This is a genomic window from Nocardia terrae, from assembly GCF_009760405.1.
Classification (GTDB): domain Bacteria; phylum Actinomycetota; class Actinomycetes; order Mycobacteriales; family Mycobacteriaceae; genus Nocardia; species Nocardia terrae.
In genome coordinates, this window is sequence record NZ_WRPP01000010.1 from 167,892 (window position 1) to 192,211 (window position 24,320).

25 protein-coding genes are annotated in these 24,320 nt (G+C 68.0%); 10 read left to right on the forward strand and 15 right to left on the reverse strand.

Annotated features, from left to right (window positions below; all coding sequences use genetic code 11):
• Nucleotides 1-12: 12 nt before the first annotated feature.
• Together GPX89_RS36525 and GPX89_RS36530 are read right to left on the reverse strand one after the other, a co-directional pair.
• A complete protein-coding gene (locus tag GPX89_RS36525; RefSeq protein ID WP_033091132.1) occupies nt 13-426 on the reverse strand; it encodes a hypothetical protein in 414 nt (137 codons plus the stop codon).
• A complete protein-coding gene (locus tag GPX89_RS36530) occupies nt 423-704 on the reverse strand; it encodes a hypothetical protein (protein WP_157392296.1) in 282 nt (93 codons plus the stop codon). The genes GPX89_RS36525 and GPX89_RS36530 overlap by 4 nt, the downstream gene beginning before the upstream one ends.
• A gap of 213 nt (nt 705-917) precedes the next feature.
• Here GPX89_RS36530 and mtnA point away from each other — a divergent pair, with 213 nt between their 5' ends.
• From mtnA to mtnC, 3 genes are read left to right on the forward strand one after another with little or no spacing between them, the layout of a single operon-like run.
• Entirely contained in the window at nt 918-2,582 is a 1,665-nt protein-coding gene (mtnA, locus tag GPX89_RS36535) for an S-methyl-5-thioribose-1-phosphate isomerase (protein WP_157392297.1), read from the forward strand.
• Nucleotides 2,583-2,603: 21 nt separating this feature from the next.
• Nucleotides 2,604-3,182: a 1,2-dihydroxy-3-keto-5-methylthiopentene dioxygenase gene (locus tag GPX89_RS36540; RefSeq protein WP_157392298.1), complete on the forward strand. Its 579-nt coding sequence runs from the start codon at nt 2,604-2,606 to the stop codon at nt 3,180-3,182.
• Nucleotides 3,179-3,862: an acireductone synthase gene (gene mtnC, locus GPX89_RS36545; protein ID WP_157392299.1), complete on the forward strand. Its 684-nt coding sequence runs from the start codon at nt 3,179-3,181 to the stop codon at nt 3,860-3,862. The genes GPX89_RS36540 and mtnC overlap by 4 nt, the downstream gene beginning before the upstream one ends.
• A gap of 4 nt (nt 3,863-3,866) precedes the next feature.
• On the opposite strand, the gene GPX89_RS36550 is transcribed toward mtnC, so the two are convergent.
• The gene (locus GPX89_RS36550; protein WP_157392300.1) at nt 3,867-4,367 is read right to left on the reverse strand and encodes a nitroreductase family deazaflavin-dependent oxidoreductase; all 501 of its coding nucleotides are present in this window, start codon (nt 4,365-4,367) and stop codon (nt 3,867-3,869) included.
• Nucleotides 4,368-4,433: 66 nt separating this feature from the next.
• Here GPX89_RS36550 and GPX89_RS45660 point away from each other — a divergent pair, with 66 nt between their 5' ends.
• A complete protein-coding gene (locus GPX89_RS45660) occupies nt 4,434-4,790 on the forward strand; it encodes an immunity 51 family protein (protein ID WP_198347765.1) in 357 nt (118 codons plus the stop codon).
• Nucleotides 4,791-4,827: 37 nt separating this feature from the next.
• Here GPX89_RS45660 and GPX89_RS36560 read toward each other — a convergent pair whose 3' ends face one another.
• Nucleotides 4,828-5,379 (reverse strand): DnaJ family domain-containing protein, encoded by a 552-nt coding sequence (locus GPX89_RS36560; protein WP_157392301.1) that lies wholly within the window; start codon nt 5,377-5,379, stop codon nt 4,828-4,830.
• A gap of 73 nt (nt 5,380-5,452) precedes the next feature.
• Here GPX89_RS36560 and GPX89_RS36565 point away from each other — a divergent pair, with 73 nt between their 5' ends.
• Nucleotides 5,453-6,055, forward strand: coding sequence for a TetR/AcrR family transcriptional regulator (locus tag GPX89_RS36565; protein ID WP_328602715.1), 603 nt, complete (start codon nt 5,453-5,455; stop codon nt 6,053-6,055).
• Nucleotides 6,056-6,134: 79 nt separating this feature from the next.
• Here the strand turns inward: GPX89_RS36565 and GPX89_RS36570 are convergent, their stop codons facing one another.
• The 6 genes from GPX89_RS36570 to GPX89_RS36595 all read right to left on the reverse strand — a co-directional run bounded on the left by GPX89_RS36570 (nt 6,135) and on the right by GPX89_RS36595 (nt 12,845).
• Nucleotides 6,135-6,737, reverse strand: a complete 603-nt coding sequence (locus tag GPX89_RS36570) for a GTP-binding protein (RefSeq protein WP_157392302.1) — start codon at nt 6,735-6,737, stop codon at nt 6,135-6,137.
• Nucleotides 6,718-7,095: a DUF742 domain-containing protein gene (locus GPX89_RS36575; RefSeq protein ID WP_157392303.1), complete on the reverse strand. Its 378-nt coding sequence runs from the start codon at nt 7,093-7,095 to the stop codon at nt 6,718-6,720. The genes GPX89_RS36570 and GPX89_RS36575 overlap by 20 nt, the downstream gene beginning before the upstream one ends.
• A complete protein-coding gene (locus GPX89_RS36580) occupies nt 7,092-7,517 on the reverse strand; it encodes a roadblock/LC7 domain-containing protein (RefSeq protein ID WP_040808376.1) in 426 nt (141 codons plus the stop codon). The genes GPX89_RS36575 and GPX89_RS36580 overlap by 4 nt, the downstream gene beginning before the upstream one ends.
• Nucleotides 7,495-10,119: a sensor histidine kinase gene (locus GPX89_RS36585; protein WP_157392304.1), complete on the reverse strand. Its 2,625-nt coding sequence runs from the start codon at nt 10,117-10,119 to the stop codon at nt 7,495-7,497. Before GPX89_RS36585 ends, GPX89_RS36580 begins: the two co-directional genes overlap by 23 nt.
• A gap of 166 nt (nt 10,120-10,285) precedes the next feature.
• Nucleotides 10,286-10,684, reverse strand: a complete 399-nt coding sequence (locus GPX89_RS36590) for a roadblock/LC7 domain-containing protein (RefSeq protein ID WP_328602716.1) — start codon at nt 10,682-10,684, stop codon at nt 10,286-10,288.
• A complete protein-coding gene (locus GPX89_RS36595; RefSeq protein ID WP_157392305.1) occupies nt 10,662-12,845 on the reverse strand; it encodes a sensor histidine kinase in 2,184 nt (727 codons plus the stop codon). Before GPX89_RS36595 ends, GPX89_RS36590 begins: the two co-directional genes overlap by 23 nt.
• Nucleotides 12,846-13,105: 260 nt before the next feature.
• Here GPX89_RS36595 and GPX89_RS36600 point away from each other — a divergent pair, with 260 nt between their 5' ends.
• From GPX89_RS36600 to GPX89_RS36615, 4 genes are all read left to right on the forward strand, one after another.
• Nucleotides 13,106-14,608 carry an alkaline phosphatase gene (locus tag GPX89_RS36600; RefSeq protein WP_198347766.1) on the forward strand — a complete coding sequence of 501 codons (1,503 nt, stop codon included), beginning with the start codon at nt 13,106-13,108 and terminating at the stop codon, nt 14,606-14,608.
• Entirely contained in the window at nt 14,605-15,087 is a 483-nt protein-coding gene (locus tag GPX89_RS36605; protein ID WP_157392307.1) for a hypothetical protein, read from the forward strand. The genes GPX89_RS36600 and GPX89_RS36605 overlap by 4 nt, the downstream gene beginning before the upstream one ends.
• A 343-nt stretch (nt 15,088-15,430) precedes the next feature.
• On the forward strand, nt 15,431-16,984 hold the full coding sequence (locus GPX89_RS36610) for a succinic semialdehyde dehydrogenase (RefSeq protein ID WP_157392308.1): 1,554 nt from the start codon (nt 15,431-15,433) through the stop codon (nt 16,982-16,984).
• Nucleotides 16,985-17,043: 59 nt separating this feature from the next.
• A complete protein-coding gene (locus GPX89_RS36615; protein WP_157392309.1) occupies nt 17,044-17,859 on the forward strand; it encodes a class I SAM-dependent methyltransferase in 816 nt (271 codons plus the stop codon).
• 68 nt (nt 17,860-17,927) lie between these two features.
• Here the strand turns inward: GPX89_RS36615 and GPX89_RS36620 are convergent, their stop codons facing one another.
• The 3 genes from GPX89_RS36620 to GPX89_RS36630 form a co-directional block, all read right to left on the reverse strand.
• Complete coding sequence (locus GPX89_RS36620) at nt 17,928-18,335, reverse strand: DUF779 domain-containing protein (protein WP_157392310.1); 408 nt, start codon at nt 18,333-18,335, stop codon at nt 17,928-17,930.
• Nucleotides 18,336-18,399: 64 nt separating this feature from the next.
• Nucleotides 18,400-19,917 carry an aldehyde dehydrogenase gene (gene adh, locus GPX89_RS36625; RefSeq protein WP_157392311.1) on the reverse strand — a complete coding sequence of 506 codons (1,518 nt, stop codon included), beginning with the start codon at nt 19,915-19,917 and terminating at the stop codon, nt 18,400-18,402.
• 236 nt (nt 19,918-20,153) lie between these two features.
• Nucleotides 20,154-21,374, reverse strand: a complete 1,221-nt coding sequence (locus GPX89_RS36630; protein WP_157392312.1) for a helix-turn-helix domain-containing protein — start codon at nt 21,372-21,374, stop codon at nt 20,154-20,156.
• Nucleotides 21,375-21,577: 203 nt separating this feature from the next.
• On the opposite strand from GPX89_RS36630, the gene GPX89_RS36635 reads away from it, so the two are divergent.
• Nucleotides 21,578-22,459 carry a TIGR03621 family F420-dependent LLM class oxidoreductase gene (locus tag GPX89_RS36635; protein ID WP_157392313.1) on the forward strand — a complete coding sequence of 294 codons (882 nt, stop codon included), beginning with the start codon at nt 21,578-21,580 and terminating at the stop codon, nt 22,457-22,459.
• Between the two features lie 7 nt (nt 22,460-22,466).
• Here the strand turns inward: GPX89_RS36635 and GPX89_RS36640 are convergent, their stop codons facing one another.
• Together GPX89_RS36640 and GPX89_RS36645 are read right to left on the reverse strand one after the other, a co-directional pair.
• Complete coding sequence (locus GPX89_RS36640) at nt 22,467-22,916, reverse strand: nuclear transport factor 2 family protein (protein WP_157392314.1); 450 nt, start codon at nt 22,914-22,916, stop codon at nt 22,467-22,469.
• Between the two features lie 122 nt (nt 22,917-23,038).
• On the reverse strand, nt 23,039-24,265 hold the full coding sequence (locus GPX89_RS36645; protein WP_157392315.1) for an FAD-dependent monooxygenase: 1,227 nt from the start codon (nt 24,263-24,265) through the stop codon (nt 23,039-23,041).
• Between the last annotated feature and the right edge of the window lie 55 nt (nt 24,266-24,320).

A 24,320-nucleotide genomic window follows, 5' to 3' on the forward strand; every position in this document is an offset into this window, starting at 1 on the left:
GTCACAACCGATTCAGGGCAGTTTGTCGGTCTGCACGCGGGGGTCCAGTTTGCGCAGAGTGTCGGGCCGGTCGGTGAGGCACGGCCAATCACGGCTCACCGCTTCGAGAGTCGCGTGCCCGGCCGGGATGAGGGCGTCGGCGTCGGGGCGGTCGGCCAGGGTGTCGCCGAGGTGATCGCTGGCGGGCCGGTCGAGGGGCTGGATGACCGTGTTGGGCAGATCCAGCAGGACCGAGAGGATGTCGAGGCGGCCCGGGGGAATCAGGGCGCGGGCCGCGGCCAGGGCGGTCGCGGGGACGATGATCGTGTGCCCGGCGTCGGCGGTGGCCCACACGACGGATTGGACGTAGGCCACGCGATGGGCCCAGGCGGTCAGCGCTGCGGTGTCGAAGACGACGCCTCCGAGCGTCGGGGCTGCGGGGGTCATGCCGCGCCGCGGTCGCCGGAGGCATCCTCCTCATCCGATAACGGGGGCAAGCCTTGGACCGCTCGGGCGCGGTTGATCAGATCCAGGGGCGGGCGGCCGCCGAGCGCGTTCTCCAGGCGGGCCAGGGATTCGGCGCGGTCGACGCGGGCCTTCACGGACTCGGCGACGAAGCTCGAGATCGAGGCAATGCGGCCGGAACTGCGCCAATCGTCGAGGGTGGCGGCGATCTCCTCCGGCATCGTCACGGTGATCTTGCGGGTGCGACGCTGTCTTGCCATACCGGGATGGTAATCCGGTATTCCCGCCGGACGCGAGCTGACAACGCCGGGGCGCCTTTACACGTCCGCACCCGCATCCCGCACGGAAACCGGCTATTCGGATTCCACTGATCCGAAACCTGCCGGTCAGGCGTCGATCCGTGTTCGATACGGTGGAGTGTGCCCGCAGCCGTGGGCGCTGCCGCAATTCTCCAGTCAAGAGGACACAACTAGATGGATCAGAGTTCGATCGCGTGGGCCGACGGTGCGCTCGTCACCATCGACCAGCGGGCGCTGCCGCACGAGGTGCGGGAGCTTCGTATGACGACGGTCGACGAGGTCATCGATGCCATCAAAACGTTGGCCGTGCGCGGCGCGCCGGCGATCGGGGTGTGCGGGGCATTCGGTGTGGTGATCGCGGCGCTGGCCGCCACGACCGACGGCGTGGTCGACACCGCGCGGGTCGAGGCCGAGGCCGCGCGCATCGCCGACGCCCGGCCGACCGCGGTGAATCTCGCCTGGGGTGTGCAGCGCACGCTGGCCAAGCTGCCCGAGGGGGTGGCGGGCCTGCTCGACGAGGCGCTGGAAATGCTGGCCGAGGACGGCCGCGTGAATCTGGCGGCCGCCACCGAGGCCGCCGACCTGATTCAACGGCTCTGCGGTGACCGGCCGCTGCGGCTGCTCACCCATTGCAATACCGGTCGGCTCGCGACCACCGCGTGGGGGACCGCCATCGGCGCGCTGCGGGTGCTGCACCAGCGCGGCGCGCTCGCCGAAGTGATCGTGGACGAGACCCGCCCGCTGCTGCAGGGCGCGCGGCTCACCGCATGGGAGATGGCCGAAGCCGGTATCCCGCACCGGCTCACCATCGATTCGGCCGCGGCGTGGGCCATGGCCACCGAGCAGGTGGACGCCGTGGTGGTGGGCGCGGATCGCATCACCGCCGACGGGGCCGTGGCCAACAAGATCGGCACCTACATGCTGGCGATCGCGGCACGCCACCATGGGATTCCGTTCATCGTGGTGGCCCCCGAATCCACGCGCGACATCTCCACCGCGCAGGGCTCGGACATCGTGGTCGAGCAGCGCGCGGCCGCCGAGGTGACCGGATTCGGTGGCGTCGCAACGGCTCCCGAGGGGACGAAGACCTTCAACCCGGCCTTCGACGTCACGCCCGCGGAGCTGGTCACCGCGGTGGTCACCGAATACGGCGTGCTCGATGACCCGAGTGCCGCCCGGACCCACGCTACCGAGCCGACCGGCACGGTCGGATCTGCTGCGGCCGGTGCCGAGATCGCCGACATCGCGCGCGGGCTGTACGCGAGCGGCTGGATGCCGGGCACGGCGGGCAATATCTCTGTGCGCCAGGGCGATACGGCCGTGATCACCGCGAGCGGTCTTTCGAAGGGCGAGCTCACCGCCACCGATATGGTGACCGTCGCGGTCGTGGATTCGAAGCCGGTCGACGGCTCCGGTCGCAAGCCTTCGGCGGAGACCACCATCCACACCGCGGTCTACCGCACCCGCGGCGCGGACGCGGTGGTCCACGTGCACCCGCCGCATGCCACGGCGGTATCGATCGAGACCGCTGGATCCGGTGTCACCACCGCGCGTTTCGCGGGCTACGAGCTGATCAAGGGCCTCGGTTCGGCGCGTCCGGATCTCATCGAGATCCCGGTGTTCCCGAATCACGCCGATGTCCCGCAGATCGGCGTGGACATCGAGAAGTACCTGACCGAGCATCCCGACGCCCCGCCCGTGCTGTTCATCGCCGGGCACGGCATCACCGCCTGGGGCTCGTCCCTGGCGCAGGCGCGGGATCGCGCCGAATGCCTCGAGGCCATGTGCGAGCTGACCACATTGACCGGTCACCGTGAGATCCCGGTGCGCCAGAATTAGTTCCGGAGAAAGGAACCCCCTATGACTCTGTTGCAGATCATGTCCGACAAGGATGCCGCCGATGTCGTGCTGCGCACCTCCGATGACGCGGTGATCGCCGCCGAGCTCGGCAAGCGCGGCATCACCTTCGAGCGCTGGCCGCTGCTGGAAGGCTTCAGCGCCGCCACCACCACCGAGGAACTGCTGGCCGAATACCGGTCGCGCATCGACGAATTGAATGCCGACGGCCGCTACAAGTTCATCGACGTGGCGCGCATCCACCCCGACGACGCCGACCCGGAATGGCCCGCCAAGGCGGTCGCCGCGCGCACCAAGTTCCTCGACGAGCACCGGCACGCCGAGGACGAGGTCCGCTTCTTCGCCGCCGGCGCGGGCTGCTTCTACCTGCACCTGGGCGACGAGGTGCTCGCCACCGTGTGCACCGCGGGCGATCTGGTGTCGGTCCCGGCGGGCACCCTGCACTGGTTCGACATGGGCACCCGCCCCGAGTTCGTGGCCGTGCGCTTCTTCGAAGAGGAAGACGGCTGGATCGGCGACTTCACCGGCGACAAGATCTCCGGCGGCTTCCCGACCCTCGACGAACTGCTGGCCCCGGCATGATCAAGGCGGTCGTACTCGACATCGAGGGCACCACCAGCCCGACCAGCTCGGTGCGGGAGGACCTCTACGGCTACACCCGTGACCGCCTGCCCGGCTGGCTGGCCGAAAACCAGGGCGGCGCAGCCGATCCCATCATCGAGGCCACCCGCACCCAGGCCGGCCGCCCCGACGCGGACGCCGCCGAGGTGGCCCAGATCCTCCTCACCTGGCTCGACACCGACGTGAAGTCCGAGCCCCTCAAGGCCGCCCAGGGCATCATCTGCGCCGAGGGCTTCCGCAACGGCTCCCTGCACGGCGAGTTCTTCCCCGACGTCCCCCCGGTCCTGCGCGCCTGGCGCGACGCGGGCCTCGAGCTCTACATCTACTCCTCGGGTTCGGTCCGCAACCAGAAGGACTGGTTCGCCTTCGCCCGCGGCGGCGACCTGTCCCCACTGATCAGCGGCCACTTCGACCTGTCGACCGCGGGCCCGAAGCGCGAACCGTCGTCGTACGAGAAGATCGCCAGCGCCATCGGCGTTCCGCCCGAACAGATCCTGTTCCTCTCCGACCATCCGGACGAGGTGGACGCCGCGGTCGCGGCCGGGTGGCACGCCGTCGGCGTCACCCGTCCGGGCGAGCCGAACAGCCCACGCGGCGAGCATCGCTGGATCAGCGATTTCGCCGAGATCGAACCCAACTGACCGCCTATTTCAGCAGGGGCTCGAGCAGAACGATCGGAATGACGCGCGTCGTATGACGTTGGTATTCCGCGATATTCGGCCAGAAGGCCGTATGGGATTCCCACAACCGATCGCGCTCCGGCCCCTGCGCTACCGCGGCTTCGGCCTCGAAGCGCTCGGATCCGGCCTCCACCGATACGTGCGGGTTCGCCAGCACATTGTGGAACCAGCCGGGATGTTTCGGCGCTCCGAGCTTCGAGGCCGCGACGACGTACCGGTTGCCGTCGCGGGTGTATCCCAGGGGACTGACGTACGTGGTGCCGCTGCGCGCGCCGATGGTAGTCAGCAACAGTGTCGGCGTTCCCTGAAACTGCCCCTCGGCGATCATTCCGCCGTTGGCTCGAAAGAGTCGGATCTGCTCCTGATTGAGCGCTTCCCATTCCGCACGGGAGAGCGCCACCCCCGCGGCACTGCTGAACTGCTCGATTTGTGTCTGACTCAAAGCCTCGAAGTCGAAGTCACTCATGACGATACATACACCCGACCACCCGAAAACTCATCGCTGTCGGAGACCCTCGCTAAAGTCACGAACGTGACCGACCGCGAGACCTTCGCCCCTCTGGTGTTCTTCGAGTACGACCACAAGCCCGGGTTCTACGGCCTGACACTGTCCGACTCTCACATGGTGGCCGCCGAACCCGTCTTCGCCGAATTCGGCTACTACGGAAACGGTTACGGCTGGGCGGGCGTGGCTCGCTCGGCCACGGCGACCCTGGAAGCCGAGCTGTTCCAGCGGATCAACTTCGACGCCGAAGCCGGATCATTCGTTGCCTTCGGCCAGGACCCCGACGCCCTGCGGCAACTCGGGACGCTCCTCCGCGACGCACTCCGGGACCCCGCCGCGCTGCGCAGGCTCATCGCCGCCGGCGACCCCGAATGGTTCGACTGAGCTACGGGAGCCGGCTGGATGCCGGGCTCCTTGCGGGTCACATTCCGGTGCGGTGACGCGGTCGTCGGCGACCTAGCCCGCGGAAGAAGCCTTGGCGAGAACGCTTCTCCGACTTGGCTTCTCCACGCGCCTGAGTGCGGGCTTCCTTCGATCGCGCCGCTTTGCGATCGGCCCACGCCGTCACTGTGGCTTCGGTGTCGCGTGGCATGGTGATCAGCGGTGGCCCCGATGGCAGTTGGTGGCGAGCGTGCATCACCCGTTCGTTGAACTGGGCGATCTCGTGTCGAACGGCCTTCTCGTTCGACAGTTGATCGAGTTGATCGTCCAGGGCGGCGTCATCCTTGCGCAACTGAATCGAGGGTGGCAGGAAGACGAGCCCCTCACGTTTCATGAAGCTCTTCACCCACCAATCCGGGTCATCGGCATCGGACAGATCGAGTGGCTTGCCACTGCCGGGAAGGTTGTCGAAATCGCCCCGTTCGATCGCCTTCCGAATATGCATGTCGGCGAGCAGTGCGATCACCGTCTCGGAGTCGAACGCGAACGCGGAGGGGTTGCAGAACGTGAGGGGGAGCTGCTCATCCTTCATCGGAACTCCATGACGCGGACTTATTTAGGTCAAGTGTATTATGTCATGTGTATTGCAAAAATGAGGGGGCCGAGTGCCGAAGCAGGTTGATCACCACGAGCGACGTGAGTCGATCGCCCATGCGCTCTGGCGCGTCGTTGATCAGCACGGCTGGGCACGAGCGACGATGCGCGAAGTCGCCCGCGAGGCCGGAGTCTCACTGGGGCAATTGCAGCACTACTTCTCCTCGCGCGCCGAGATGTTGGCCTTCGCGATGGAGTTCGCTTCAGAACAGACATCTCGCCGAGTCTCACGAAGCCTGAGGTCACTCGACCAACCTCCGCATCCTCGCGACGTGCTGCGAGTAGTCCTCACGGAGATGCTTCCCTTGCGACCCGACTCCCGTGCTACCAGCCGCATGAACGCGGCTTACGTGCTGGAAGCGATGCACGACCCGTCGCTGCGCCAACAGATTGGCCTCGGACTGCGGGACGGACGCGCGATGATCGAAACCCTCATTCGCGAAGCGATGAGCCAGGGTCATATCCGTAGCGATTGCGATCCGATCATCGAAACGGACCTGGTCCTTGCGCTGACCGGCCTCGTTCCCCTTCTCGACCTCGACGTCATCGAACCGCAGGCGGCGCTCGCAGCCATCGACCAGCATCTCGATCGACTCTTCGCACCCGCGTCATGACGGACGCAGATGCCGCCTGACAACGATCGCGTCCGCCCGGGTCATCGGGGGACGCGATCGTCGTTGGGGGAGCGGCGAATCAGACGCGGGCGCCCGCTGCGCCTGTCGAGGCCGCGCGCTCGATGAGGTACTCGACCAGGGTCATGAGTACGTTCTTGCAGGAGGCGCGGTCGCGGGCGTCGCAGAGGAGGACCGGGATGCGTTCGTCGAGGTCGAGGGCGTCGCGGACTTCTACGGGGGTGTAGAGGGGGGCGCCTTCGAAGCAGTTGACGGCCACAGTGAAGGCTACGCCGCGGCGTTCGAAGAAATCGATTGCGGCGAAGGAGCCTTCGAGGCGGCGGGTGTCGGCCAGGACGACGGCGCCGAGGGCGCCGCGGGCGAGTTCGTCCCAGAGGAACCAGAATCTGTCCTGGCCGGGGGTGCCGAACAGGTAGAGCACCAGATTCTGGTCGATGGTGATGCGGCCGAAGTCCAGGGCCACCGTGGTGGTGGTCTTGCCTTCGACGCCGCGCAGATCGTCCACGCCCGCGGACAACTCGGTGATGAGTTCCTCGGTGCGCAGCGGGGTGATCTCGGAGATCGCCCCCACCATCGTTGTCTTGCCCACGCCGAAGCCGCCCGCGATGAGGATTTTCACCGAGGCGGCCATGGGCTGGGCGGTATCAGAGTTTTCGAATGCCATCGAGTACCGCTCGCAGAATGTTGAGGTCACCGGGCACGGTCTCGGGGGAGGCCGGCGCTCGGAAGTTGAGAATGTTGTCTGAAATCAAATCCCCCACCAGGATTTTGGTCACCGCCAACGGCAGCCGCAGGGCGGCCGACACCTCGGCCACCGACAGCGGCAGCCGGCACAACCGGACGATTTCCGCATACTCCGGTTCGACACGACGCAGCGGTGGGGCGGCATTGGGCACCACCACCACCGTGAGCATGTCCAGATCGTGTCCCGCTCCCATGGTTCGGCCACCGGTCCGTGCGTAGGGACGCACGAGCGGACCGGCCGCGTCGTCGAACCACTGTTCCCCCGGACCCGGCCTCATGACAGTCGGGGGTTGCCTTGTCCGGCCAGGTTCTGGCGGGGCGTGGTGGACAGGTAGTTGCCGACACGTTGGACGGTCAGGTTCATCTCGTAGGCGACCATGCCGAGGTTGGCCTGCTCGGTGGCCTGTAGCGCTAGGCAGGCGTGGCTGCCCGCGGCGGTCACGAACAGCACCGCACGCTCGAGCTCGATGACCGCCTGGCGGACCCCGCCGCCGTCGAATCGGCCACCGGCGCTGCGCGCCAGCCCATAGAGGGTGGAGGACATGGCACCGAAGTGCTCCGCGTCCTCGCGGCTCATGGCGGAGGAGCGGCCCAGCAGCAGCCCGTCGGTGGAATGCACCACCGCGTGACGGACGCCTGCGAGCCGGTCGACCAGATCATCGAGAAGCCAGTTGAGATCACCAGCGTTTGAGGTGGTCACCGTCGCCTTCCTGTCGTTCCGACTGTGTACTTCCGAGCGGTCGGCCTTCGAAGAAGGCCTGTGACTCAGACCCGAACGAACCGGGATCGGCCTGGCGGCCCTGCCTGGTTCCGTTTTCGATGGCGGAGAAAAGGTCTCGGGCCTGCTCGGCCGAGCGGCTGGCCGGAACCGCCGACTCGGGGGTCGACTGCTCCTGCGCCAATTCCGGTGCGAGACTTGCCTGCCGGCGCCTACGCGGGAGCGCGGGCCGGGCGTCGGAGCCAGTGTAATGGGAGCGCCCGAAATCGCGAGACCGGAAACCGTTTTCGACCGGCGGAACCTGATCGGCGGGCGGATCGGTCCGCGGCCGCGGATTGGTCGGCGGATCGAACGGCGCGGCAGCGCCGAAGGACATCGCCGGAGGCGGGTACGAACCGGTGGACGGACCGAACGGATCGGCTTGCGGCGCAACCGGTGCGGCGGGCGCGGCCGGGGGCTCCGGCGCGGGCGGCTCGTACGCCGGGGCCGCGGCCTGGTAGCCGACGATGGGCAGCTCGTAATTCGAGATCTGCGACGGCGGCGCGGCGGGCAGCTGCGGCAGCGCGGCCACCGCCAGCGCCGCCGCGGACGGCTCGACCGCATCCAGTTGCCGTGGCACGACCGGGATCTCACCGGTGCGACCGGCGGCCTGCACGGTCAGGCTGGTCGGCACCAGCACGATGGCGCGGACGCCGCCGTAGTCGGATTCGGTCAACCGCACCGAGATGCCGTTGCGCGCGGCCAGCTGGGCGATCACGAATCGGCCCAGGCGGAAGTCGTCGGGCATCATGCTGACACCGAAGTCCGGGGCGTCGCGCAGTACTTCGTTGACGCGCGCGAGCTCTTCCTCGGGCATACCCATGCCCTGGTCGATGACCTCGATGGCCACGCCCTTGCCGACGATATTGCCGCGCACCTCGACCTGCGACTGCGGCGGCGAGAAGGCGGCGGCATTGTCGACCAGCTCGGCCAGCAGGTGCACGAGGTCGGCTACGGCGGTGCCCACGATGGACACCTCGGGCAGCCGGGAGATCTTGACCCGGGTGTAGTCGAGGGTCTCACCGACACTCGAGCGCACGATCTCCAGCAGCTGCACGGGATTACGCCACTGCCGTCCGGGCTGACCGCCCGCGAGGATGATCAGATTCTCGGCGTTGCGGCGTTCGCGGGTGGCCAGGTGGTCGAGGCGGAAGTAGATGTCCAGCAGCGCCGGGTCTTCCTGCTGCGACTCGGCGGCGTCGAGGATCTCGAGCTGCCGGTGCACGATGACCTGGCTGCGGTGGGCGATATTGAGGAACATCGCCTTGACGCCCTCACGGGTGCGGGCCTCGGTGATGGCGGCGGCCACGGCGGCGGAGTGGGCGTGGGTGAACGCCTTTGCCACCTGGCCGATCTCGTCGTGGCCGAAGTCCAGCACCGCGGCCTCGGAGGCCGCGTCGACCGGCTTGCTCTCGCGCAGCTTGGCCATGATCTCGGGCAGCCGCTCGTCGGCGAGCACCAGGGTCTCGTTGCGCAGGCCCTTGAGCCGGCGGATGATCCGGTTGGCCAGCACCAGCGAGACCAGGAACGCCAGCGCCGACACCGCGAGCATGCCGCCGCCGGCGAGCGCGGAGTCGCGGGCGTTGCGGTCGCCCTCCTTGGCGGCCAATCCCTCGTTGTGCCTGCTCATCTGGTCCCACAGGTGCAGGATCTGAGTGTTGAGCTTGGCGACCGTGTCGCGCCATTCCTGCGGCGTGAAGGTCAGCGCCGCCACCTGCGGCGCGGTGCCGGGCTTGGTGGGGAACACGGTGATCGGATCGAGCGCCCGCGAGATCAGGACGTTCTCCATCATGACGATCTTCGCCCAGTCCGGATCGTTCATGAGGGCCTGCATGTCCTTGTCACCGGTGCCACCGTCACCGCCGGCCAGGACGCCCAGGTTCACGCGGTATGTGCCCGCCACGCGCGAGAATTCGATGGCCAGCTCGGGCGGCAGGGTGCCGCCCGCGAGCAGCACCTCGGCCACCGCGGCCTCGCGCGAGAGCATCTCGGAGGCCTGCGCGACCTGCAGGCCGTTCGCGACCTCGAGCGCCACTTCGGAGGTGGGCGCGTTGTCGGCGACCATGCGGGTGCCGATCCAGACGACTTCGAGCAGCTTGCCGTAGAAGTAGTAGACGTCGGACACCGCGACGCCGTTGGTGTCGATCTGCGTGCGCACCCCGGCGAGCTGAGTGCTCAGGGTGGTCAGTCCGCCGACATTGTCGCCGATGCCCTGGGGACCGAGCTTCGCCATGGTCGGCGTGATCGACGCCAACTCCTGCAACGCCTTGTCCAGGCGAACGCGCGCCTGCGCCAGGGATTTCGGACTGGCGTCGTCACCGCCGCTCATCTGGGCCAGCGACAGCTGACGCTCCTGCTGTACCGCGGAGATCAAGTCATTGGTGATGGGGGCCGCGGAGGTCAACGCGTCCGCCCACTCCCGTGCGTGCTTGCCCTCGACCACCAGGTACCCCGCGCCACCCACACCGATCGCGAGCAGCGCCAGGCTCGGGACGAGTGCGATGGCGAGCACGCGGGTCCGGACCCCGAGCCTCGCTCTGAACATCGGGCAAAGGTAACGGGACGTATGTCACATTCGCCGCTTCGGTCCCGTTGAGCGGGAACATGATTGACAGTCGCTGTCATGTATGCATTTGCATGACAGTCCGTGCCGCCGTCCCGGCCTCGGTCGCGACCGATAATCGACGGCGGCACAGCGGAATTCACCGGATTCAGGCGCGATGGCGCGGGGCGGCGGAAAGGAACGCCCCGACGCGCTGCACGGTCAGGTTCATCTCGTAGGCGACCATGCCCAGATTCGCGTCCGCCGCGGACTGCAAGGCCAGGCAGGCGTTCGCTCCCGCGGCCGTCACGAACAGCACCGCGTGGTCGAGCTCGATGACCGCCTGCCGCACCGCGCCCCCGTCGAAACGGTGTCCCGCACTACGGGAAAGACCGAACAGCGTGGACGACATCGCACAGAAATGCTCCGCATCCTCGCGAACCATCCCCGCCGACCGCCCGAGCAGCAGCCCGTCGGTGGAATGCACCACCGCGTGCCGCACCCCCGCGAGCTTGTCGACGAGATCATCGAGGAGCCAATCCAGATCACCAGCGTGGGAGGTGTTCACCGTCGCCTTCCTGTGGGTTCGAGGACGCCACGCCGGGATCGGCCCGCCGCCCTTGTCGAGTGCCGTTCTCGATGGCCGAGAACAGATCACGCGCCTGCTCGGCGGGGAGGGGAGGGTGCCGGGGCGTGTGGGGGCCGAGGTGGGCTGCGATCTCGCGGGTCAGTGGGGATTGGCTTGCGGACTGCTCCAATTCGGCGCTGCGTTGCGGCGGGTGGTTGGCGGTGCGGGTGTCTGCGGCTGCGATTTCGCCGACGATTATCGAGGAGGGGATCAGGACGATGGCGCGGATGCCGCCGTAGTCGGAGTCGGAGAGGCGGACCGAGACGTTGTGGCGGGCGGCCAGGCGGGAGACGACGAACAAGCCCAGGCGTGAGTCCTCGGACAGGCTGGTGACGGCGAAATCCGGTGGGGCGGAGAGGAGGGCGTTGAGGCGGTCCAGGTGGTCGGGGGTGATGCCCACGCCTTGGTCGCTGATCTCGACGGCGGCGCCTCGGCCCACCGACGAGCCGGTGATCTCCACTCGCGACTGCGGAGGTGAGAAGTGGGCGGCGTTGTCGACCAGTTCGGCCAGCAGGTGGATGAGGTCGGCGACGGCCGTTCCGGCGATGAAAGCCTGTGGCAGACGGGCGGTCTGGACCCGGGTGTAGTCGGCGGTCTCGCCGACGGCGCTGCGGACCAGTTCCAGCAGCGGAACCGGGTTGCGCCACTGCCGTCCGGGGCGGCCGCCCGCGAGGATGATGAGGTTTTCGGCGTTGCGGCGTTCGCGGGTGGCCAGGTGGTCGAGGCGGAAGTAGATGTCCAGCAGCGCCGGATCTTCCTGCTGCGACTCGGCGGCGTCGAGGATCTCGAGCTGGCGGTGCACCACCACCTGGCTGCGGTGGGCGATATTGAGGAAGACCGATTTCACGCCCTCGCGGGTGCGGGCCTCGGTGACCGCGGCCGCGACGGCCGTGGCGTGGGCGTGCCCGAAAGCCTCGGCGACCTGGCCGATTTCGTCGCGGCCGAAGTCCAGGGCGGGCGTCTCCACCTCGAGGTGTTCACCGGCGGCCAGGCGGCGCATGGTCTCGGGCAGTTCTTCGTCGGCCAGGGCGAAGGTGCGGTCGCGCAGTCGCCTGAGCCGGCCGATGATGCGATTGGCCAGAGCGAGCGCGACCAGGATCGCGATCAGCGCGACCACGACCATGCCCGCCCCGGCCCACAGCGTTTGGCGTGTGGTGTCGGAGGCGGCATCGGCGGCCAGGTGCTGCGCCTCGGTGTTCTCCGCCTGCCACAGATCGGCCAGACCGTGCGTGACCTCGTCGGCGCTGCGCTGCCACTCCGCGATCGAGATCGGAAGCTGCTGTACCGAAGGGCGTTTCGCCGAGGAGTCCGCGTCGGTGAGCGTGCGCTGGGCCAGCACCGGCTCGAGCACGCCGAGCCGCTGCCACGCCGGGGTGGACACCAGCGCCTTGGCCGCCGCGGCCTGCTTCTCGTCGGGCGCGGTGACGATCCCGTCGATCCGGGTGCGGTAATAGCCGACCAGGCTGAGGTATTCGGCCCCGAGCGCGGGGGAGAGGTTGTCGCCGTCGATGAGCGACGCGCCCAGCGCGTAGGCCCGGCTCATGGCCTCCAGTGAGCGCAGCACATCGGCGGCCTGGGTCAGCTCGAAGGTGGTGGCGGCGTCGGGCGCGGTCTTCTCGGCGACCTCGACGCCCGCCATCACACTCTGCGGGATGCGGTTGTAGAAGCTGTAGGCGTCGGCCGATGCGACGCTGCCCGTGTCGACCTCGGAGCGCAATCCGGCCAGCCGCTTGCCCATCTCGCTGATGGCATCGGTGGCCTGCCCCATGGATTCCGGGCCCATCTGCGTGAGCTTCGACTGCGTCGGGACGAGTACCCGCAACGCGTTGTCGAGTCGCTGCCGGGCCGTGGTCAGCTGCCGCACATCGATATCCATCCCGGCCACCCGCCACAGTGTCAGCTGCCGTTCGGCCTGCACGGCCTCGATCAGCTCGCGGGTGGGCGCGATACCGCCCTGCATTTCGTCGGCCCAGCCACGGGCCCGATGGGATTGGTCCACCAGGGTGCCGGCCGCGCTCACGCCGATGATCACCAGCGCCAAGCTCGGAACCAGCGCGATGGCCAGAATCCGGGTCCGGACCCCCAGCTTGGGAAAGCGCATCGCAGCAACGTAACTGCGGTCCTCATGCAATTGCGACGCGAGTCTTCTTGTGCGGGACGGGATTTGACATTTCCGCGGCAGCTCACGTAAGCCGGGGGTTTGCCGGTACCCAGCTGGCAACAAGAGGATACGTTAACCTGCGAGCCAGCTGGGAGTTTCCTGTGAGTTGAACGCGGGCAAACATGCAGCATTACCTTCGGCGGCGCCCGGGACAGCGGGCCGCGCGCGGTGCACCCGGGCGCGAGGACGGAGGAGACGAAGTGCAGAACCGTAAACGCGCCGGTCTCGGCGCGATCGCGGCCGCGACGGCCGCCGTGGCCGGGGCCTCGCTGGTCGCCGGATGCGGGTCGGAGACGAAGGCCGACAACGAGGTACGCAACATCATCTACCTGCTCGGCGACGGCATGGGACGCTCGCACGTCACCGCGGCCCGGCAGCGATTCGTCGGCGCGGGCGGCCGCCTGACCATGGAACAGCTGCCCTACGTGGGCGCGGTCTCGACCTACGCGGTCGAACCCGGCAGCGCTGAGCCGTCTCTGGTGACCGACTCGGCGTCCGCGGCGACGGCCTGGGCATCGGGCGTGAAGACCTACAACGCCGCCATCGGCGTGGACGCCTTCGGCAAGGCGGTGCCGACGCTCATGGAGCAGGCCAAGGCGGCCGGGTTCGCCACCGGCAATGTCAGCACCGCCGAAATCACCGACGCGACCCCCGCGGCCATGGTCAGCCACACTTTGCTGCGTGGTTGCCAGGGGCCCACCTACAGCGAATCGACCTGCCTGCCCAAGAAATCCGAGGGCGGCTACGAGGCGCAACCGGCGGACAAGACATTGGTCACCCCGATCGCCGAACAGATCGCCCGCGGCAACACCGCCGACGTCCTCTTCGGCGGCGGCCTGGCCCGCTTCGAGCCCGAGGACCAGAAGGCCATGCAGGACAACGGCTATGAGGTGCTGGGCAGCATGGGTGATCCGGCGCTGAAGGCGCAGACGCCCGAGAGTCAGCGGGTGGCCACCGCCGCGGATCTGAAGGCCGTGACCGCGAAGAAGGTGATCGGCCTGTTCAATCGCGGGAACATGACCGTCACCAATTCCCGCGACGCGCTGCCCGATTCGGCCCCGCAGAAGCAGGAGCCGACCCTGGCCGCGATGACCACCAAGGCCATCGATCTGCTCTCGAACACCAAGGGCGGCAAGGGCTTCCTGCTGCAGGTCGAGGGCGCGCTCATCGACAAGCGCTCACACGCCAACGACGCCGCCCAGACCCTCGACGAGGTCAAGGCCTTCGACGACGCGGTGGCCGCCGCGGTGGACTTCGCCAAGAAGGACGGCCACACCATGGTGATCGTGACCGCCGACCACGAGTGCGCGGGCTTCAACATCATCGAGAAGGGCACCTTCACCAACGCCGAGGCCGTCGCGCCGCCGACCAATGTCGACGCCACCAACCCGGCCAACAACGGCAAGCCCGGCCGCGACGGCAAGGACAACGTGAAGGACCCGGCGCGCTCGACCGGTGTCGTCAACGGTGCGGGACAGGCGGATCCGCGCGATTTCGCCCCCGCGACCTTCCGCACGCCCGATGACCCGGCCGAGGTGAAGGACGGTTCCCCGGAGGCGAGCCTGTGGCTGACCTACCTGTCGGGCAACCACACCGGCGCCGATGTCCAGGTCTACGCCTACGGCCCGGGAGCGCAGGTGTTCGCGGCCAACCAGGACAACACCTCCCTGTACGCCAAGATGCACAAGGCCCTGCTCCCGTGAGACGCGGCGCCGGTGTCCTGATCGGGGGTCTGCTTGCGGCGGTGCTCGCGGGCTGTTCCGCCACACCGCACCCCGCGGATTCCGCGCCCGCGGCGGCCCCTGTCGCCGCGCCGCGCTCGGCCGAACCGCCCGCCGCCACGGCATCGATCGCGCCCGGCGAGGTACGGCTGACCCCCGGCCCGTTCACCGACCGAGTCCGAGTGCGCGACACCCGTGTCGACGTTTCCTCGGTCCACGGCGTTCTCACCATCACGAGCGATGTGAGCGACGTGCTGGCCCTCGAGGTCCACGCGGCCTTCTACGACGCGACCGGCCATCTGGTGGCCACCGGAACCTTCGAGCAGGCCGCCGAGCAATCCCTCACGCCCGGTGCCCACACGCCCGGCGAGGAAGGCATCCCCTTCACGATCACCGCGGCTCCGGCCGAGGCGACGACGACGTCCGCGGTGCTGACGATTCCGGTGCTGGTGAACGAATAGACCCGGACCGCAACGGCTTCCGTTGATCCCGCATCCGCACCCCTCGTGCGGATGCGGGATCGAGGCCGGATCGGTCGGCGCTGCCCTCGCCGCCGAATCCCTGTCGGGTACCGCTACCCCCTGCCCGGGGTTACTACTGGCTGTAAGTTCGCTCCGGGATCGCGATCGGTTACAGATCTCGCAGGTAGAAGCCGAAATTGCGGCAATAGCGACAATTCGCCGCACCCTTTTCACCCGCCGGAAAGCCGACCCGAGCGGCCGGGATTCCACAGTCGCGGTCCAGTGCGCGCCTCGCGGGGTAGATTGTCTGTATCCCGAAGTTACTCGTAAGTAGGAGGCGATGATGCCGGTGCCGGCTGCCGCGGTGTTCGAACGGCTGGGGTCGTTCGCGGCCGTGGATACCGATCAGGACCACACGGGACGAGCGATTACCGAGGTGTTCACGGGGGAGACCCTGGGCACGGTGCCGGTGGGGACCGCCGCGGATGTCGGCGCGGCCATGGCCAAAGCCCGTGCCGCGCAGGTCGAATGGGCCGCGCGGACGCCCAAGCAGCGCGCCGAGGTGCTGGAGCGGTACCGGGCGCTGGTGGTGGAGAACCGTGAATTCCTGATGGACATCGTGCAGGCCGAGACCGGTAAGGCGCGGTGGGCGGCACAGGAAGAGATCATGGGGCTGATGTTCGCGGCCCGCTACTTCTCCCGCGTCGCGCCGCAGCTGCTCGCACCCCGCAGCGTGCCCGGCGCGTTCCCGGTGCTGAACCGGGCCTCGGTGCGCGCGGTGCCCAAGGGCGTGGTCGGCGTCATCGCGCCGTGGAACTACCCGATGCTGCTCTCGGTCGGTGATTCGATTCCGGCGCTGCTGGCCGGAAACGCCGTGGTGGTCAAGCCCGACAGCCAGACTCCGTACTCGTCGCTGGCCAATGCCGAGCTGTTCGTGCGGGCGGGTCTGCCGCGCGATCTGTTCGCCGTGGTCACCGGACCCGGCACGGTGGTCGGCACGGCCATCGTGGAGAACTGCGACTACCTCATGTTCACCGGATCCTCGGCCACCGGGCGCACCCTGGCCGAGCAGTGCGGTCGCCGACTGATCGGCTTCTCCGCCGAACTCGGCGGCAAGAACCCGATGATCGTGACGCGTGGCGCCGATCTGGACAAGGCCGCGAAAGCCGCTGTGCGGGCCTGCTTCTCGAATGCGGGACAGCTGTGTATCTCGATCGAGCGCATGTATGTCGAGCGCGCGGTGGCCGAGGAGTTCACCCAGAAGTTCGTGGCTGCGGTGAAGGCCGCCGAACTCGGTGCGTCCTACGACTATTCGAGTGATATCGGCAGTCTGATCTCCGAATCCCAGCTGGAGACGGTCACCAAGCATGTCGCCGACGCGGTCTCCAAGGGGGCGAAGGTGCTCGCCGGCGGCAATGCCCGCCCCGACCTCGGCCCCCTCTTCTACGAGCCGACCGTCTTGGCCGACGTCACCGACGCCATGGAATGCGGCCGCAACGAGACCTTCGGCCCGCTGGTGTCGATCTACCCGGTCGATTCGGTCCAGGAGGCCATCACCCGCGCCAACGACACCGAATACGGCCTCAACGCCAGCGTGTGGGCCGCCAGTAAGGCCGAAGGCGAGCGCATCGCCGAGCAATTGCACGCGGGCACAGTCAATGTCGACGAGGGCTACGCCCCCGCCTGGGGCACCACCGGCGCGCCCATGGGCGGTATGGGCATCTCCGGTGTCGGCCGCCGCCACGGCCCCGACGGTCTGCTGAAGTTCACCGAGCCCCAGTCCATCGTCGTCACCCGGATCCTCAACCTCGACGCCCCGGCCTTCATCCCCCAGGACAAGTGGCAGGGCCTGCTGATGACCTTGGCCCGCAGCTTCCGCTTCCTGCCCGGCCGCTGAGCCGGACTGGACCGCCCGCCCGGCGTGCGTACACTGTACCCGTCGGAAGGGTGGTCCAGATGTCGGAGAATCCGCTTGCCGCGCCCGCGGCGTGGGATCAGGTCGCTGAGAGCTATGACGACGTCGTGTCGGAAATGATGCGGCCGTTCGCGATTCATGCGTTGGACGCGGCGGAGCTGACCGGTCGAGCCCGCATCATCGACGTGGCCACCGGGCCCGGCGTGCTGGCACTGCTGGCCGCGCCGCGGGTCCGGGAGGTCGTCGCGGTCGACTTCTCCGAGGAGATGGTCCGGCGGCTGCGGCGGGCGATCATGCAGGGCGGTCTCGGGAATGTGCTCACCGGTGTCGGCGACGGTCAGGAATTGCGCTACGCCGCAAATACTTTCGATGCGGCGTTCTCGATGTTCGGGCTGATGTTCTTCCCCGATCGCGCCAAGGGTTTCACCGAGCTGCATCGGGTCCTGCGCCCGGGCGGGACCGCGGTGGTGTCGAGCTGGGCTCCCATCACGGAATCACCGCTGATGACGCTGCTGTTCGAGGCGTTCCAGGCGGGGATTCCGGGCTTCCCGGCTCCCCGGCCGAATCCGGAGAGCCTCGAGAATCCGGATGTCTTCGAAAAGGAGCTGCTCTCGGCGGGATTCGAGGACGTGACGGTCCGCGCGCACGCCGAATCGTTCAGTTATGACAGCGCCGAGCAGATGTGGGACAAACTGACCCGGGGGAGCGCGCCGCTGCAGGCGACCCGGCGCCGGACCGACAAGGCCGCGTGGGCCGCCCAGGAGCAGACCATGATCGGCTACCTGCGCGAGCACTACACCCCGGGCACGCCGCTGTCCACGACCGCCTGGATCGGCGCCGGTCGCGTTCCGCGATAACCGTTTTCGCGTAGCGAAGATTTCCGATGGCGCGGCCGACCCGGAGAAACCGGCCGCGCCACCTTCCTTCATCCGGCCAGTTCGTTGCCGCGCAGCGGAGCGGGAGCCGCTTCCAACGCCGCTGCCTCGGCATCGGTGAACAGGCGTGACCGGATGACGAATCGGACTCCCTCGGGTGCTTCGAGGGAGAAACCACCGCCGCGGCCGGGGACCACGTCGACGGTCAGATGGGTGTGGCGCCAGTATTCGAACTGGTCGGCGCTCATCCAGAACGCCGTATCCGGGAAGACGCGGCCGAGCAGCACATCGGCCGCGCCCACCCGGAATTCGCCGAGCGGATAACACATCGGGGAGCTGCCGTCGCAGCAGCCGCCCGACTGGTGGAACATCACCGGACCGTGGTGGGCGATCAAGTTCTGCAGCATGTCCGCCGCGGCCTCGGTGATGGTCACCCGGGAAATGGAACCTGCTTTCATCACGCTCCTCGCAGACTGTGCGGCTCGTCTGTCCTGGCTGCGTCCGTGCCAGACGCCTTACGGGTCAGAAGAATCCGAGCTTCTTGGCCGAGTAGGAGACGAGCAGGTTCTTGGTCTGCTGATAGTGGTCCAACATCATGCTGTGGTTCTCCCGGCCGATGCCGGACTTCTTGTAGCCGCCGAACGCCGCGTGCGCCGGGTAGGCGTGGAAACAGTTGGTCCACACCCGGCCGGCCTTGATGGCCCGGCCCATCCGGTAGGCGGTGCTCCCGTCGCGGCTCCAGACGCCCGCGCCCAAGCCGTAGAGGGTGTCATTGGCGATGGTGACCGCTTCGACCTCGTTGTCGAAGCGGGTCACCGCTACCACCGGGCCGAATATCTCCTCCTGGAACACCCGCATGGAGTTGTCGCCCTCGAAGATCGTCGGCTCGATGTAGTACCCATTGGGATAGCCCTCGACCTTGCGCATCTCGCCGCCGTAGAGCACCTTCGCGCCCTCTTTGCGGCCGATGTCGATGTAGGAGAGGATCTTCTCGTACTGGTCGTTACTGGCCTGCGCGCCGATCATGGTCGAATCGTCGAGCGGATTGCCGCCCTTGATCGCCTTGGTCCGTTCGATGGCGCGCGCCATGAACTCGTCGTAGATGGACGAGTGGATCAGCGCCCGCGACGGGCAGGTGCAGACCTCGCCCTGGTTGAGCGCGAACATCACGAAACCCTCGACGGCCTTGTCCAGGAAGTCGTCGTCGGCGGCCATCACGTCGGGGAAGAAGATGTTCGGGCTCTTGCCCCCGAGCTCCAGGGTCACCGGGATGATGTTCTCGCTGGCGTACTGCATGATCAGCCGCCCGGTGGTGGTCTCACCGGTGAAGGCGACCTTGGCCACCCGCGGGCTCGACGCCAGCGGCTTGCCCGCCTCGACGCCGAATCCGTTGACCACGTTCACGACTCCGGGCGGCAGCAGGTCGGCAATGAGCTCGATGACCAGCAGCAGCGAGGCCGGGGTCTGCTCGGCGGGCTTGATGACCACGCAGTTGCCCGCGGCGAGCGCCGGGGCCAGCTTCCAGGCCGCCATGAGGATCGGGAAGTTCCACGGAATGATCTGGCCGACCACGCCGAGCGGTTCGTGGAAGTGGTAGGCGACGGTGTCGGCGTCGATCTCGGAGATCGTGCCCTCCTGCGCCCGCACCGCTCCGGCGAAGTAGCGGAAGTGGTCGACCGTCAAAGGCAGGTCGGCGGCGAGGGTTTCGCGGACCGGCTTGCCGTTCTCCCAGGTTTCGGCGACGGCGAGCTTCTCCAGGTTCGCCTCGATCCGGTCAGCGATCTTGTTGAGGATATTGGCACGATCCGTCACCGAGGTGGCACCCCATGCCTCGGCCGCGCGGTGGGCGGCCTCGAGCGCCATATCGATGTCCGCGGCACTCGAACGCGCGACCGCACAGAAGGTTTCACCGTCGATCGGCGAGGGATTGTCGAAATATCTGCCCTCGATCGGCGCTTTCCACTCGCCGCCGATGAAGTTGTCATAGCGGCGGTCGAAGCTGACGATGCTGCCGTCGGTGCCAGGTTTTGCGTAGATCATGGCGCGGCTCCCTGATCGCATATCTGCGGTGACGGGGGTCACTATGAACCGCGAAGGTTGGCGGGAGGTTGGCGTGGGGTTGGCGAAACGTTGCTGAGTCACTGCCTCAGGTTGTCGAGCTGTGACCTGCGGATTCGATTGCGAGGCGGGACAATCCGGGCGAGGACTCGGAGTGGGGGCGCGATATGCACGATTGCATCCTGTGCGTTCGCTGTGGTGTGGCCGGACCGCTCCGGCTACGCGTGCAGTGCGGTGTGCAAGCGTGCGGTCGCCAGCGCGCGGCGGCTGTCGCCGTGCGGCAGCAGGCGCAAGGCGTGCTCGTGGATCTCGATGTCGTCGGGACAGCGCTGCCCGAAACGCAGGGCGTGCTCGGGATTGCCGTCGGCGAGCACGGCGGTGCGCAGGCAGACGTCGAGATGCTCGCGCCACTGCACGATGCCCGGCACATCCGAATCCGGCAGCAGCGGACCGCGATACAGCCGCACGGCCGTCGCCAGATCACCCGACTCGAGCGCCCCGAGCAACTCGACGGCGTCGCAGGCCAGGGGCTCGGTGAGCATGTAGCGGCGATCGGCGATCTGCCCGTCGGTGGCGGCGCGCAGGCGGGAGACGTCGGCCTTGAGGGTGCTCGAGGACACCGACCGGTCGCCATAGACGGCCTCGTGCAAGCGTTCCGGTGTGAAGCCCTCCGGCTCCAGCGCCAGCAGGGTGAGGATCTCGAGCTGCCGCGGGCGCATCGAGACCTGCTTGCCCTCCTTGTACAACCGCGGCACCCCCAGCGATTCCAGGCGGGTGCGGCCCGTGGGCCGGGACTGTTCGGCGTGCACTCGCGCTTCGATGGCGGTCACCAGGGCTCGGACGGTCGTCAGGATGAGTGGATGCGAGCGGTCCCAATACGTCGATAGATCCAGCACGCCGAGCTGGCGGCCGTCGGCGGCGCGAATGGGCGCGCAGTAGCAGACCCAGCCGTGCAGGGCCTCGACCAGATGCTCTGCGGCCCAGACCTGTGCGGGCCGCCCGCTGTGCAGGGAGAGCGCCACGCCGCTGGTGCCCATGTACGGCTCGTCCCAGCAGCCGCCGGGGGCGAGGTTGACCGACTCGGCCCGCCGCCGGACCGACCGGTCGCCACAACTGAAGAGGACGGTACCGGTGTCATCGGTGACCACCGCGACCATGCCCGAGTCCTCCGCCAGCGCCCGCAGCTCGCCGGCCATCTCGGTGATCGGGATGCGCAATGGCGATTCGGCCCAGCGCGAACCCAATTCGTCGCGGTCGGTGGCGGGGGCGACGGCGCGGCCCGGATCCACGGTGCGCAGGGACCGTTCCCAGGACTCCACGACCTCGTGGCGCAGCACCACATCGGTACTCGGTGGTGTCTGCCCCGAGCCGGAAGTCCAGCGCTCCCACGCCTTCTCCAACTCCGCACGGTGGTGCGCCGGGGCGGGCAGCTGTGTCATGGCGCAAACTCCTCGCGGTGCGTCCGGACCGTGCGATATCCCATGATGGCGCGCGGTTCCGTCGCGCGGGCCGCATTCGCCGCAGTCCGTGCAGTAATTCGTTCCGTGCGGCTTCGCAGCCTTCGCCGCCGGACGATTCCGCGCCGGCTGGAGCCCGCCGGGACGGCCGGGCCGGATCCGGATTCCACTGGTAGACAAGAACCATGGTCCTCCCTTTCCGGTTCGGCGTGAACCTGCCCTCGCCCACCTCCCGCACCGAATGGATCGAGAAGTGCCGTCGCGCCGAGAGTCTCGGGTTCGACGTCATCGGTGTGCCCGACCATCTCGGCATGCCCGCGCCGTTCCCGGCGCTCATGCTGGCCGCCGAGGTGACCGAGCGGCCGCGGCTGAACACCTTCGTGCTGAACACGCCCTTCTACAACCCGACGCTGCTGGCCCGCGATGTGGCGAGCTTCGATCAGCTGACCGACGGACGCTTCGAGCTCGGACTCGGAGCCGGGTACGTGCAGGCCGAATTCGATACGGCCGGAATCTCGTTCCCCACCGCCGGGCAACGGATCGCCCACCTCGAACAGACGGTGACGACCCTGCGCCGGCTGTTCGCCGATCCGGAATACCGGCCGCGCCCGGCCGCGCCCGCCGGACCGCCGCTGCTCATCGCCGGATGGGGCGAGCGCGCCCTGGCGCTGGCCGCCGCGCACGCCGATATCGTCGGCTTCACCGGCGCGAGTGCCGCCGACAGCGGCAAACTCACCCTGGCCACCGCCGAGACGACCGAGAAGAAGACCGACCACGTGCGCGGACTGCTCGGAAACCGGGACGGCAGCGTGGAATTCAATCTGCTGATCCAGGGCATCGCGGCACCCTCCGAGCGCGACGCCGCCCTCGCGTACCTGACCGACCACCTGCCGTTCGGCTTCGCGGGCGCACCCGAGGACCTGCCGACCATCCTGCTCGGCACCACCGCGCAGATGGCCGAGGCCCTGCGCGAACGCCGGGAACGCTTCGGCTTCAACTACATCACCGTGCTCGAGCACAATATGGGCAAGTTCGCCGCGCTCATCGAGGAGCTGAAGGGGGAGTAGCGGCCGATCAGCTGGTGGGGGGCACCGCGTCGGGCGCGATGAACATGTAGCTCTTCTCCTCGACGCGCTGCTGGATGCGCCATTCGCCGTCCACCCGCACGAAGGTGTCGTGGTACCAGAGGCCGCAGAGCATGAGCCGGCGGGTGCCGTCGGCGGAGGTGACCAGCATCGGGTTGTGGCACATGGTGCGCGCGGTGGCGTGGTCGCCCTCCACCCGGATCGAGGAATTGCTGATCATGTGTTGGAAGGCGGAGAAATTGGGCATGACGGTGGCGAGGAATTTCTTGGTGGATTCCACGTCACCGGCCGGGCCGCCCATCGCGGTGTAGTCGATGTGGGCGTCGGGGGTGAAGAGCTCGTCCAGCAGCTCCCACTGATGGGTGTCCACGGCGTGGGAATAGCGGACCATGAGGTCCTCTATTTCCATCCGGTCCGAAATCTCCTGCAGGGACAGCATGGTGCCTCCGAGTCGTGCCGAAACTGTTCAGGGACGGTGGGCCAGCGTACGGCGAGGCGACCGTTGATCTTGCCTTTTCCGAAATATACGGGGATGCAATAGATCTCGTTCAGACCGGTCCGTCAGCGCCGGGCGGGGGATTCGGCGAACCGGTAATCCTTGGCTGCGATGGTCCGGGCGACCTTCTGCGGGGCGCCACCGATGAGTCCACGCCACGGCAGGTAGGGCAGCAGCCGCACGTTCAGATTGCGGAAAGCGATCATGGCCTTGCTGTTCGGCGCGTACCAGCCGCCCACGCCCTCGGCGAACTTCTGGCAGGCCTCCACCATGGGCCGCAGCTCCTGCTCGTAGCGGGCGAAGGCCAGCGTGTGATCACCCGCGGCGGCCGCCAATTCACCGGCCAGCACGTAGGCCCCGACGAGTGACAGATCCGCACCCTGACCCGAGAGCGGGGAGGCGCAGTAGCCGGCGTCGCCGACCAGGGCCACCCGTCCCCGGGACCAGCTGTCCATACGGACCTGGGCCATGGCGTCGAAGTAGAAGTCGGGGGCATCCGGCAGCGCCGCGAGCAGGCGCGGCACCTCCCAGCCCTGTCCGGCAAAGGTTTCGGTGAGGATGCGGCGCTGGGCGTCGGTGTCGCGGTAGTCGTAGTCGAGCGGGTCCGAGGCCCACGCGAAGATCGCCTTGGCCTCGGTGTTCTCGCGGGCGCTGTAGCTTCCGGCGATCGTGCCGGGGGCGTTGTAGTCCAGTTCCCAGTGGTCGAGGCCCAGCAGGTTCGGTGTCGTGAAGATCGAGATGTAGTAGCCCATGTGGTGCACGAAGTCCGACTCGGGCCCGAAAACCAGCTTGCGCGTGTGGGAGTGGACACCGTCCGCGCCGATGACCAGATCGAAGGTGCGGGCGGGGGAGTGCTCGAAGGTGACGTGCACGCCGCGCTCGTCCTCGCGCAGTGCCGCGATGGAGTCGCCGAACAGGTACTCGACGTCGTCGCGGGTGGCCTCGTACAGCACCTCGGCCAGATCGCCCCGCTGAATCTCGGTGTCGCCGTTGGCTCCGACGCCGTTGAACTCCTCGCTGGAGATGGTCGCGCGGGCCTTGCCGTCGGCATCTACATAGGAGGTGCCCCGCTTACCGGTGCTGCGGGCGTGCACCTGGTCGAGCAGACCCATGCGCCGCACCACCTCGGTGGCGGTACCCAGCACATCGATGGCCTGACCACCGGGGCGCAGGACGGGGGACTTCTCGACGATCGTCGGGTTGAACCCGTAGCGCTCGAGCCAGAAGGCGAGGGCGGGGCCCGCGATGCTCGCGCCGGAGATCAGGACGTTCTTGGAGCTGTTCTGGTGCATGTCCCCACGGTACGACGGAGTTGGGCAAATGCGCAAGACATTTGTCTCAGGCGAA